We start from the raw sequence: 12,395 nt of genomic DNA on the forward strand, positions 1-12,395 counted from the left end.
CCGTTTCGTGCGGTACCCGGCCGCCCCGCGCGGCTCCCGGACACCCGGCCATGAACCCCCGCGGTGTCCGCATGATGAAACGGAGTATCCGCTTCCCGAGAACCGGGCCATCATGTAACCTGCACGAAATTTCGCCATCTCCGCAGAGGGCCAACGTCGTCCCTCGGCACACGCCACATGCCACATGACGACGACGGGAGAGCCGATGCGTACGCCGCGCCAGCCGTCCCAGCATTCCGAGAACGGCCAGAACTGGTCGTTCATGGATGCTCGCCCTGCTGCGCAGGGTATGTACGACCCCCGCAACGAACACGACGCCTGCGGCGTCGGTTTCGTCGCCACTCTCACCGGCGAGGCCTCCCACACCCTGGTCGAGCAGGCGCTGACCGTGCTGCGCAATCTGGAGCACCGCGGCGCCACCGGCTCCGAGCCGGACTCGGGCGACGGTGCGGGCCTGCTCTCGCAGGTGCCGGACGCCTTCTTCCGCGAGGTGGCCGGATTCGAGCTGCCCGCCGCCGGTTCCTACGCCGCCGGTATCGCCTTCCTGCCCCCGGAAGGCACCGAGGACGCCGCGGCGGCCATCGACGCCATCGCCGCCGAGGAGGGCCTGACCGTCCTCGGCTGGCGCGAGGTGCCGGTCGCCCCCGAGCTGCTGGGCGCCACCGCCCGCTCCACCATGCCGGTCTTCCGGCAGATCTTCGTGACCGACGGGGCCAGCGAGGGCATCGCCCTGGACCGCAAGGCGTTCGTGCTGCGCAAGCGCGCCGAGCGCGAGGCGGGCGTCTACTTCCCCTCGCTGTCCGCGCGCACCATCGTCTACAAGGGCATGCTGACCACCGGCCAGCTGGAGCCCTTCTTCCCGGACCTGTCCGACCGCCGCTTCGCCTCCGCGATCGCGCTGGTGCACTCCCGGTTCTCCACGAACACCTTCCCGTCGTGGCCGCTGGCGCACCCGTACCGCTTCGTCGCCCACAACGGCGAGATCAACACCGTCCAGGGCAACCGCAACTGGATGCGCGCCCGCGAGTCCCGGCTGGCCACCGACCTGTTCGGCCCCGCGGAGAAGCTGGACCGCCTCTTCCCGGTGTGCACTCCGGGCGCCTCCGACTCCGCCTCCTTCGACGAGGTCCTGGAGCTGCTGCACCTCGGCGGCCGTTCGCTGCCGCACGCCGTGCTGATGATGATCCCGGAGGCCTGGGAGAACCACGCCACCATGGACCCGGCCCGGCGCGCCTTCTACGGCTACCACGCCACCATGATGGAGCCCTGGGACGGTCCCGCCTGCGTCACCTTCACCGACGGCACCCAGGTCGGCGCCGTACTCGACCGCAACGGCCTGCGCCCCGGCCGCTACTGGGTCACCGACGACGGCCTGGTCGTCCTCGGCTCCGAGGTCGGCGTCCTGGACATCGACCCCGCACGGGTCGTCCGCAAGGGCCGCCTCCAGCCCGGCCGGATGTTCCTCGTGGACACCGCCGAGCACCGCATCATCGAGGACGACGAGGTCAAGTCCGCCCTCGCCGGCGCCGAGCCGTACGCCGAGTGGCTGGAGGCCGGCGAGATCGAGCTGGGCGACCTGCCCGAGCGCGAGCACATCGTGCACACCCACGCCTCGGTCACCCGCCGCCAGCAGACCTTCGGCTACACCGAGGAGGAACTGCGCGTCCTCCTCGCCCCGATGGCCCGCACCGGCGCCGAGCCGATCGGCTCCATGGGCACCGACTCCCCGATCGCGGCCCTGTCCGAGCGCCCCCGGCTGCTGTTCGACTACTTCACCCAGCTGTTCGCCCAGGTCACCAACCCGCCGCTGGACGCCATCCGCGAGGAACTGGTCACCTCCCTGCGCAGCGCGCTGGGCCCGCAGGGCAACCTGCTGGAGCCGACCGCCGCCTCCTGCCGGTCCGTCCTGCTGCCCTTCCCGGTGATCGACAACGACGAGCTGGCCAAGCTCATCCACATCAACGCCGACGGCGACATGCCCGGCTTCAAGGCCGTGACCCTCTCCGGTCTGTTCCGGGTGAGCGGCGGCGGCGAGTCGCTGGCCGCCCGCATAGCGGAGATCTGCGCCGAGGCCGACGCGGCCATCGAGAACGGCGCCCGCCTGATCGTCCTCTCCGACCGGCACTCCGACGCCGAGCACGCGCCGATCCCCTCGCTGCTGCTCACCGCGGCCGTCCACCACCACCTCATCCGCACCAAGCAGCGCACCCACGTGGGCCTGCTGGTCGAGGCTGGCGACGTCCGCGAGGTCCACCACGTCGCCCTGCTGATCGGGTACGGCGCCGCCGCCGTCAACCCTTACCTCGCCATGGAGTCGGTGGAGGACCTGCTGCGCGCGGGCACCTTCCTCCAGGGCATCGAGCCCGAGAAGGCCATCAAGAACCTGATCTACGCCCTCGGCAAGGGCGTCCTGAAGGTCATGTCCAAGATGGGCATCTCCACCGTCGCCTCCTACCGCGGCGCCCAGGTCTTCGAGGCCGTCGGCCTGGACGAGGCCTTCGTGGAGAAGTACTTCAACGGCACCGCCACCAAGATCGGCGGCGTCGGCATCGACGTCATCGCCGCCGAGGTCGCCGCCCGCCACGCCAAGGCCTACCCGGCCTCCGGCATCGCCCCGGCGCACCGCGCCCTGGACATCGGCGGCGAGTACCAGTGGCGCCGCGAGGGCGAGCCGCACCTCTTCGACCCGGAGACCGTCTTCCGCCTCCAGCACTCCACGCGCACCGGCCGCTTCGACATCTTCAAGAAGTACACCTCGCGGGTGAACGAGCAGTCCGAGCGCCTGATGACGCTGCGCGGCCTGTTCGGCTTCACCTCGGACCGGGCGCCGATCCCGGTCGAGGAGGTCGAGCCGGTCAGCGAGATCGTCAAGCGGTTCTCGACCGGCGCGATGTCGTACGGCTCCATCTCCAAGGAGGCGCACGAGACCCTCGCCATCGCCATGAACCAGCTCGGCGGCAAGTCCAACACCGGTGAGGGCGGCGAGGACCCGGAGCGCCTGTACGACCCCGCGCGCCGCTCGGCGATCAAGCAGGTCGCCTCCGGCCGCTTCGGCGTCACCTCCGAGTACCTGGTCAACGCGGACGACATCCAGATCAAGATGGCCCAGGGCGCCAAGCCCGGCGAGGGCGGCCAGCTGCCCGGCCACAAGGTCTACCCCTGGGTCGCCAAGACCCGGCACTCGACGCCGGGCGTGGGCCTGATCTCCCCGCCGCCGCATCACGACATCTACTCCATCGAGGATCTGGCCCAGCTGATCCACGACCTCAAGAACGCCAACCCCCGCGCCCGGATCCACGTCAAGCTGGTCTCCGAGGTCGGCGTCGGCACCGTCGCGGCCGGGGTGTCCAAGGCGCACGCGGACGTCGTGCTGATCTCCGGTCACGACGGCGGCACCGGCGCCTCCCCGCTGACCTCGCTGAAGCACGCGGGCGGCCCCTGGGAGCTGGGCCTCGCCGAGACCCAGCAGACGCTGCTGCTCAACGGGCTGCGCGACCGGATCGTCGTACAGACCGACGGTCAGCTCAAGACCGGCCGCGATGTGGTCATCGCCGCGCTGCTGGGCGCCGAGGAGTTCGGTTTCGCGACCGCGCCGCTCGTCGTCTCCGGCTGCGTCATGATGCGCGTGTGCCACCTGGACACCTGTCCGGTCGGCATCGCCACCCAGAACCCGGTGCTGCGCGAGCGCTTCGCCGGCAAGGCCGAGCACATCGTGAACTTCTTCCGGTTCATCGCCGAGGAGGTCCGCGAGCTCCTCGCCGAGCTGGGCTTCCGCTCCATCGAGGAGGCCGTCGGCCACGCCGAGGTGCTGGACGTGCGGCGCGCCGTCGACCACTGGAAGGCGCAGGGCCTGGACCTGGAACCGCTGTTCCACGTGCCGGACCTGCCCGAGGGCGCCGCCCGCCACCGGCTGACCGCCCAGGACCACGGCCTGGAGAAGGCCCTGGACAACGAGCTGATCAAGCTCGCCGCCGACGCCCTTGCCGCGGACGACGCGACCGAGGCGCAGCCGGTGCGCGCCCAGGTCGCCATCCGCAACATCAACCGCACGGTCGGCACCATGCTGGGCCACGAGGTGACCCGGAAGTTCGGCGGCGCGGGCCTGCCCGAGGACACCATCGACATCACCTTCACCGGTTCCGCGGGCCAGTCCTTCGGCGCCTTCCTGCCGCGCGGCATCACGCTGCGCCTGGAGGGCGACGCCAACGACTACGTGGGCAAGGGCCTGTCCGGTGGCCGGATCATCGTCCGCCCGGACCGTGCCGCCGACCACCTCGCCGAGTACTCGACGATCGCGGGCAACACCATCGGCTACGGCGCCACCGGCGGCGAGCTGTTCCTGCGCGGTCGTACCGGCGAGCGGTTCTGTGTGCGCAACTCCGGCGCGCTGGTCGTCTCCGAGGGCGTGGGCGACCACGGCTGCGAGTACATGACCGGCGGTCACGCGGTCGTCCTCGGCCCGACCGGCCGCAACTTCGCGGCGGGCATGTCCGGTGGCATCGCCTACGTCGTCGACCTCGACCCCGACAACGTCAACGCGGGCAACGCGGACGCCGTCCAGGAGCCGGACGAGTCGGACAAGGCGTGGCTGCACGACGTGGTGCGCCGGCACGCCGAGGAGACCGGCTCGACCGTCGCCGCGAAGCTGCTCGCCGACTGGGACGCGGCCGCGGCCCGGTTCAGCAAGATCATCCCCCGCACGTACCAGGCAGTGCTCGCCGCCAAGGACGCCGCCGAGCGAGCCGGTCTCTCCGAGACCGAGATCACCGAGAAGATGATGGAGGCGGCGACCAATGGCTGATCCGAAGGGCTTCCTCAACCACGGCCGCGAGGTCGCCAGGACCCGTCCCGTCGGTGAGCGCGTCAAGGACTGGAACGAGGTCTACGTCCCCGGCTCCCTGCTGCCGATCATCGGCAAGCAGGCCGGCCGGTGCATGGACTGCGGCATCCCGTTCTGCCACAACGGCTGTCCGCTCGGGAACCTGATCCCCGAGTGGAACGACTACGCCTACCGCGAGGACTGGGCCGCCGCCTACGAGCGGCTGCACGCCACCAACAACTTCCCGGAGTTCACCGGGCGGCTGTGCCCGGCGCCGTGCGAGTCGGCGTGCGTGCTCGGCATCAACCAGCAGCCGGTCACCATCAAGAACGTCGAGGTCTCCATCATCGACAAGGCGTGGGACGGCGGGCACGTCGTGCCGCGCATCCCCGAGCGCCTGTCCGGCAAGACGGTCGCGGTGATCGGCTCGGGCCCCGCCGGCCTGGCCGCCGCCCAGCAGCTGACCCGCGCGGGACACACGGTCGCCGTCTACGAGCGCGCGGACCGCATCGGCGGCCTGCTGCGGTACGGCATCCCCGAGTTCAAGATGGAGAAGCGGCACATCAACCGCCGTATCGAGCAGATGCGCGCGGAGGGCACCCGCTTCCGCACCGGCGTCGAGATCGGCCGCGACCTGAACGCGCGGGACCTGAAGAAGCGCTACGACGCGATCGTGATCGCCGCCGGCTCCACCACCGCCCGTGACCTCCCCGTCCCCGGACGGGAGCTGAAGGGCATCTACCAGGCGATGGAGTACCTGCCCCTGGCCAACAAGGTCCAGGAGGGCGACTACGTGACCCCGCCCGTGTCGGCCGAGGGCAAGCACGTCGTCGTGATCGGCGGCGGTGACACCGGCGCGGACTGCGTGGGCACCGCGCACCGGCAGGGCGCGGCCTCGGTCACCCAGCTGGAGATCATGCCCCGCCCGAACGACGAGCGGCACCCGACCGGGCAGCCCTGGCCCACCTTCCCGATCCTCTACAAGGTCACCTCGGCCCACGAGGAGGGCGGCGAGCGGCTCTACTCCGTCTCCACCACCCACTTCGAGGGCGACGAGGACGGCAATGTGCAGTGGCTGCACTTGGCCGAGGTCGCCTTCGTGGACGGCAAGCTCACCCAGAAGCCGGGCACCGAGCGCCGCATCCCGGCCCAGCTGGTCACCCTGGCGATGGGTTTCACCGGCACCGACCGGGAGAACGGCCTGGTGGAGCAGTTTGGTCTAGACCTCGATGAGCGGGGTAACATCGCCCGCGACGCCGACTTCCAGACCAATGTGCCGGGGGTGTTCGTCGCCGGTGACGCCGGCCGCGGGCAGTCCCTGATCGTCTGGGCGATCGCGGAGGGCCGCTCGGCCGCCCGCGGCGTCGACCGCTACCTGACCGGGGCCAGCGACCTGCCGGCCCCGATCCGCCCGACCGACCGCGCGCTCGCGGTCTGACGGCACCCCTGGAACGTCCCGCACAAAGGCGTGCGGAACACCAACGGCGCCTGCCCACCTGTCCCCGACCGGACGACCGGGCAGGCGCCGTTGACTTTTCCCCGGCGCTGTCCGGCGCGCTGTCCGGCGCGATCCCGCCGTGTGCTGTTCCGCCGCCCCGGAATCAGGCGGTCAGCGAGGCCGCCTTCAGCCAGGCGAGCGCGAGCAGCAGGGCGAGCAGGGCCACGCACACCCCCGCCTGCACCAGGGCGCGCCGCCTGTCGCGGGGCGCGTAGGCGAAGGCCAGCGTCACCACGGCGCCCGCGAGCAGCCCGCCGAGGTGGCCCTGCCAGGAGGTCAGCCCCGCCGAGATCACCAGCCACAGCAGCAGGCCCGCCATGTACCGGTTGACCTCGCGCATGTCATGGCCGAGGCGGCGGCCCATGACCCAGTAGGCGGCGCCCAGACCGAAGATCGCACCGGAGGCGCCGACCGTGTACGACTCCGGGACCAGCAGCAGCTCCAGCACCGAACCGCCGAGCGCCGACAGCAGGTACAGGGCGAGGTAGCGCACGCGGCCCAGCTGAATCTCCACGACCCGGCCGATGTTCCACAGCGCCACCATGTTGAACAGGACGTGCGTGATCCCGAACGTCCCCTCGCCGGGCGTCAGATGCAGGAACGCGCCGGTCAGCAGCCGGTACCACTCCCCGTGCGCGACCCCCTCCGGCACATAGCCGGCGGGCGTGGTGCCGAGCATCGCGAAGCGGAACTCGAACGCCGGCCGGGCCAGCTCCACCACATACGCCACCACGTTCAGCCCGACCAGCACATACGTCAGCAGCGGCACCGCGGTGACGCGGCCCCCGAACACGGTCCGCGCCCGCCGGACCGACCGGGCACCCTCCCGCACGCACTCTGGACACTGATGCCCGACGGACGCCGCCCGCATGCAGGACGGGCAGATGAAACGGCCGCAGCGGGTGCAGCGGACGTACGACTCCACCCGCGGATGACGGAAACAGGTGGTCACGACGGACTCGGCGGCCACGGGCCGGCTCCTCGGAAGGGGAAGAAAGACAAGGGGGAGGGGCGGGGGGAAGCACAGCGAGCCGGTGGGGCGGCAGCGATCAAAATAGCGAACCGGTGGGAGGGGCGCGACGCCCGGTGCGCGTGATCCCGTAGGCTCGGCTCCTCGGAACGGCCGGAGGGGGCCATGGCCGCGATCAGCCTGCGCAAGGTGGAGGAGACCGCGCCCGCGCTCGTCGGCGCCTACCGCTCGGCCGGGGTCAGCCTGCGCAAACACGGCCTGGACGGGCTGCGGGCCGCCGTCTACCTCGTCCTCGACTACTCCGGCTCCATGCGGCCGTACTACCAGGACGGCAGCGTCCAGGCGCTCGCCGACCGGGTGCTGGGGCTGTCCGCGCACCTGGACGACGACGGCCGGGTGCCGGTGGTGTTCTTCTCCACCGGCATCGACGCCGTCACCGACATACCCCTCGCCCGGCACGCGGGCAGCGTCGAGCGGATCGTCACCGGGCTCGGCCACATGGGCAAGACCAGCTACCACCTGGCGATGGACGCCGTCATCGACCACTACTTGGACGGCGGCGCCACCGACCCCGCCCTGGTCGTCTTCCAGACCGACGGCGGCCCCATCAACAAGCTCGCCGCGGAACGCTACCTCTGCAAGTCCGCCAAGCTGCCCCTGTTCTGGCAGTTCATCGGCTTCGGCGACCCGCACGGCAAGCAGTTCGACTTCCTGCGGAGACTGGACGAACTCCCGGTGCCCGGCAAGCGGATCGTGGACAACGCCGGCTTCTTCCACGCGGGCGAGGACCCCCGGCGTCTGACCGACACCGAGCTGTACGACCGTCTCGTCGGCGAGTTCCCCTCCTGGCTGTCGGCCGCCCGCGCCGCCGGCATCGTCCGCCCCGCCTGAACCGGCGGGCGCGCGGCGCACCGGCCCCGCTCGGCCCCCGGACGCTCAGGTGTCGCACTCCAGCACCGCCCCGCACAACCCGCACCGCGCCCGCACCCGCCCCCGCACCGGCACCCTGATCCGCTGGTGGCAGGTCGGGCAGGGGAAGGTGACGTGGAGGCGGCCCGCGGGGTCGGAGCCGAAGGAGTAGGGGACGCCCGCGGGAGCCGGCGCGGCCTGGCGGCGGTCGTGGGCATAGCGGTGGCGGCCGGCCCAGCCGGCGCCGGTCAGCGGGGGCTGCCGGGTGTCCTGCCGGGCGCGGGCCAGGCCCTTGGTGTACGCGGTGTACGCCTGCGGGCTGGTGAACCGGACCGAGGGGTCCTCGCCGAACAGCAGGGACCGCTTGGCCAGCACATAGCCGAACTCCTCCGGGGTGAGGTAGCCCAGCTTCTGCGAGGAGAGCGCGTCCTCGCGGTAGGCGTCCAGCAGGAGCCAACCCGCGCCCAGGTACGTCGTCACCGTGTCCGTGAGGATCTCGTTCGCCGCCGTCGTGGGGAAGGCGAGGTCCAGGCGGTGCAGATAGACGTGCGCCACCTCGTGCGCGAGCGCCGCGCCGATGTCCCGGCGGTGGGTGCGGAAACGGTCGTTCAGCTCCACGAAGTACTCGGGGCCCGCCGCCAGTTCGACGTTCGCCGCATGGGTCATCTCCCGGAAGCCGACGATCAGCCGCGCGTCCGGCAGCCGGAAGTGCCGCACCAGCTCGCGGGCCACCCGCTGCGCCCCCAGATGCAGGTCGTCGGTGTCGCAGAACGCCACGTCCGCGGGGGCCACACTGGCCGAGAACGTCCGCACGGTCGTCGGCGACAGCCGCCGATACAGCGCGGTGATCGCCGCCCGCACCGTCTCCAGATGCGGGAATCCGTGCTCCACCGGTCCGCCGTTCGCCACGCCGGCACCCCCAGACGCCCCGACAGTCCGATGAGCCCTCGCGACCCCGCGCCCGAGCCCGCACCGCTCCTCCAGGGTAGGCGCCCCGCCGCCCGCCGCCACCGCCCACGACACCCGGCGGCAGCCTCTGCCTCACACCGGCAGCAGCCGCGGCGCCACCCCGTCCCCCTCCGTGTCCTCCAGCTCCAGCACCCACACCTCGTTCGCCCCCGCCCGCAGCACCGGACCGGGAACGTACAGCGACCGCTGGGGCCCCGCCGACCAGTAGCGGCCCAGGCAGAAGCCGTTGATCCACACGAAACCGCGCGTCAGGCCCGGCAGTTCCAGCCGGGCGTCCCCGGCCGTCCCGGGCACCGTGGCCGTGCCCCGGTACAGTCCCCGTCCCCCCGCGGCGGGCGGCGCGCCGAACGGCACCGCGGACACGCCGTCCCCGAACGCGTCCAGGTCCAGCCCGCGGGCCCGCACCCCGTGCAGGTACTGCCGCTCGTGCAGCACGCCCCCGGTGATCCCCTTCGCCTCGCCCAGGAGCGGCCCGTAGTTCACCCGGCCGAGGGACTCCACCCACAGCTCCACCCGCGCCGGACCCGCGACGGGCTCCTTCAGCCGGGGTTCCGCCTCGGTGAGCACCCCGGCCCGCACCCCGTCGACGTACACCACGGCCAGATCCCGCAGCCCCCGCACGGTCAGCGGGTACGGCTCGCGCGGTCCGGGCACGTCCACCTCGTAGCGGACCAGGCCCCGCGTGACGCCCAGGTCCTCGAACGTGGGCGCCTGGGGCCGTGCCGTCTCCTCGCCGCCCAGGGCGGCGAGAACGGCGTCCATAGGCGCCCATCCGGTGAGCGAAACCCCGACCGGGGAGGACAATCGCGCGGGCTGAGGCGGGAGTTCCGGCAAGGGGCCCTCCCGGTAGCGCGCCAGCACCTCCCTCAAGCGCCGGAACTTCTCGGTGGGGCGGCCGTATTCGTCCACCGGGGCGTCGTAGTCGTAGGAGGTCACATCCGGCTGGAGCACGCCCTCGTGCAGCTCGCCGCCCCGGTTCGCGCCCGCCCAGCCGCCGAAGCTGGTGCCGCCGTGCGCCATGTAGAGGTTCACCGAGGCACCGCACTCCAGGATCTCCCGCAGCGCCCCGGCGGCCTCCTCCGGGTCTCGCGCGGCGGGCGTCCCGGACCAGTGGTCGAACCAGCCGCACCAGAACTCCATGCACATCAGCGGACCCGAGGGGCGGTGGCGGCGCAGCGCGGCGAACGCCTCGCGCGCGCGGGAGCCGAAATTCGCCGTGGCGAGCGCGCCGGGCACGGACCCGCCGGTCAGCATGTGGTCCTCGGGGCCGTCGGAGGTGCACAGCGGCACCGTGACGCCCCCGGCGCGCAACAGGGCGGCCAGTCGGGCGAGGTAGCCCGCGTCGGAGCCGTAACTGCCGTACTCGTTCTCCACCTGCACCAGGACCACCGGGCCGCCGCGGTCGGCCTGCCGGGGCACGATCTCGGGCAGCAGCCGGCCGAACCAGTCGCGGACCCGGCTCAGATACCGCTCGTCCCGTGTGCGCACCCGCCGCCCCAGCTCTCCGGTCAGCCAGGCCGGCAGACCGCCGTTCTCCCACTCGGCGCAGATGTAGGGGCCGGGCCGCACGATCGCCCACAGGCCCGCCGCGCGCGCCGCGTCCAGGAAACGGCCCACCGCCGCCACGTCCCGGTGGCGCCCCGGAGCCGGCTCGTGCAGATTCCACGGCACATAGGTCTCCACGCAGTTCAGGCCCATCGCCCGCAGCATCGCGAGGCGGTGTCCCCACTGCTCCTCGTGCACCCGGAAGTAGTGCAGCGCGCCGGACAGCAGCCGCACCGGCCGCCCGTCCAGCAGGAAGTCCCGCTCGCCCACGGTGAACTCGCTCATACCGCCAAGGCTCACCCCTTCCGGTGCACCGCGCCATGGACGAAGATCGGCACCACTTGGACAAAAACCGGCCGCCGCCGACGCCGGGAGGAGCAGCGGTGTACCAGACCTGGATGCGGTTCTTCAGCCCCGGCCCCGCCCACCACCGCCTCGGCCTGGTCTGCCTCGGCGTCGGACTCCAGCACGGCGCGCTGCCCACCGTCGGCCCGCGCACCCTCGACCACCACGTGGCCGTCGTGATCAGCTCCGGCGGCGGCTGGTACGCCGGCGCCGACGGCCGCCGTACGACCGTCACCACGCCCGCGCTGCTCTGGCTAACCCCCGGCGTGCCCCACCACTACGCACCCGGTCCGGACACCGGCTGGGACGAGGGCTTCGTGGACTTCGCCGGACCCGCCACCGCCACCTACACCGAGCTGGGCTACATCGAGCCCGAACGGCCCGTCGTGGCCCTCTCCGACGCCGTGGGACCCCGCGCGGTGATCGCCCGCATCGCCCGCGCCGCCCGCCGCGGCAACCCCCTCCTGGAGGTGGAGACCGGCGCCGCCGTGCACGAACTCCTCGTCGCCCTGCGCCGCGCCCGCGCCGACCTCGCCCCCGACGGCGTCCAGGTCCTCGAAGCCCTCGCGCGGGACGCCTGCGCCCCGCTCAGCGTCGCCGACCACGCCGCCCGGCACGGCATGACCACCGCCGAACTGCGCGGCGCGGTCCGCCGGGCGGCCGGCTGCACCCCCAAGGACTACCTGCTCGGCATCCGGCTCGGCCGCGCCAAGGAACTCCTCGCCGGCACCGAACTGCCCGTCGCCGCCGTCGCCCGCCGCGTCGGCTACGACGATCCCGCCTACTTCTCCCGTCTGTTCACCCGCCGCGTCGGCCTCGCCCCGGCCCGCTTCCGCGCCCAGCAGGGCCGCAGCGTCCCCGGCGGCTGGAGCGACCGCGTCCCGGACCCGGACGACCCCCCGGTGATCCACCCCTCGGACACCGCATGAGCCAACCCCCGCCGACCACATAGGGTGGGCGTCCATGACCACCAGCAACACCGGCACGGGTGACGTGGACTTCGCGGTCCGCCAGGAACTGGAGCGGCTGCGCGACAGCATCGACAACATCGACGCGGCCGTCGTCCACATGCTCGCCGAACGCTTCAAGGCCACCCAGCAGGTCGGCAGGCTCAAGGCCGTGCACCAGCTGCCGCCCGCCGACCCGGCCCGCGAGGCCCGCCAGATCGACCGGCTGCGCCGGCTCGCCGAGAACGCCAAGCTCGATCCCGCGTTCGCCGAGAAGTTCCTCAACTTCATCATCGCCGAGGTGATCAGGCACCACGAGCGCATCGCCGAGGACACCAACGGGAACTGAATCCGGAACCCGGAGACCGGACACCGAATCCCGAACAAGGGGAA

At 72.3% G+C, this 12,395-nt stretch carries 8 protein-coding genes; 5 read left to right on the plus strand and 3 right to left on the minus strand.

Features of this window, described 5'->3' with window-relative positions:
• The first annotated feature begins 289 nt into the window (after nt 1-289).
• Together gltB and ACE4Q9_RS24890 are read left to right on the plus strand one after the other, a co-directional pair.
• On the plus strand, nt 290-4,801 hold the full coding sequence (gene gltB, locus ACE4Q9_RS24885) for a glutamate synthase large subunit (protein WP_397987319.1): 4,512 nt from the start codon (nt 290-292) through the stop codon (nt 4,799-4,801).
• Complete coding sequence (locus ACE4Q9_RS24890) at nt 4,794-6,257, plus strand: glutamate synthase subunit beta (protein WP_397986455.1); 1,464 nt, start codon at nt 4,794-4,796, stop codon at nt 6,255-6,257. The genes gltB and ACE4Q9_RS24890 overlap by 8 nt, the downstream gene beginning before the upstream one ends.
• A 163-nt stretch (nt 6,258-6,420) precedes the next feature.
• On the opposite strand, the gene ACE4Q9_RS24895 is transcribed toward ACE4Q9_RS24890, so the two are convergent.
• On the minus strand, nt 6,421-7,287 hold the full coding sequence (locus ACE4Q9_RS24895; protein WP_397986456.1) for a rhomboid family intramembrane serine protease: 867 nt from the start codon (nt 7,285-7,287) through the stop codon (nt 6,421-6,423).
• A 165-nt stretch (nt 7,288-7,452) separates the two neighbouring features.
• On the opposite strand from ACE4Q9_RS24895, the gene ACE4Q9_RS24900 reads away from it, so the two are divergent.
• Nucleotides 7,453-8,178 carry a vWA domain-containing protein gene (locus ACE4Q9_RS24900; RefSeq protein ID WP_397986457.1) on the plus strand — a complete coding sequence of 242 codons (726 nt, stop codon included), beginning with the start codon at nt 7,453-7,455 and terminating at the stop codon, nt 8,176-8,178.
• A 45-nt stretch (nt 8,179-8,223) separates the two neighbouring features.
• On the opposite strand, the gene ACE4Q9_RS24905 is transcribed toward ACE4Q9_RS24900, so the two are convergent.
• Both ACE4Q9_RS24905 and ACE4Q9_RS24910 read right to left on the minus strand, forming a co-directional pair.
• Nucleotides 8,224-9,105, minus strand: a complete 882-nt coding sequence (locus tag ACE4Q9_RS24905; protein WP_397986458.1) for a hypothetical protein — start codon at nt 9,103-9,105, stop codon at nt 8,224-8,226.
• 132 nt (nt 9,106-9,237) lie between these two features.
• Nucleotides 9,238-10,995 (minus strand): beta-galactosidase family protein, encoded by a 1,758-nt coding sequence (locus ACE4Q9_RS24910; RefSeq protein WP_397986459.1) that lies wholly within the window; start codon nt 10,993-10,995, stop codon nt 9,238-9,240.
• 98 nt (nt 10,996-11,093) lie between these two features.
• On the opposite strand from ACE4Q9_RS24910, the gene ACE4Q9_RS24915 reads away from it, so the two are divergent.
• Together ACE4Q9_RS24915 and ACE4Q9_RS24920 are read left to right on the plus strand one after the other, a co-directional pair.
• The gene (locus ACE4Q9_RS24915; protein ID WP_397986460.1) at nt 11,094-11,984 is read left to right on the plus strand and encodes an AraC family transcriptional regulator; all 891 of its coding nucleotides are present in this window, start codon (nt 11,094-11,096) and stop codon (nt 11,982-11,984) included.
• Nucleotides 11,985-12,018: 34 nt separating this feature from the next.
• Nucleotides 12,019-12,351 (plus strand): chorismate mutase, encoded by a 333-nt coding sequence (locus ACE4Q9_RS24920; protein WP_397986461.1) that lies wholly within the window; start codon nt 12,019-12,021, stop codon nt 12,349-12,351.
• Nucleotides 12,352-12,395: the final 44 nt, after the last annotated feature.

The organism is Streptomyces sp. AM6-12, from assembly GCF_044327085.1.
GTDB lineage: Bacteria > Actinomycetota > Actinomycetes > Streptomycetales > Streptomycetaceae > Streptomyces.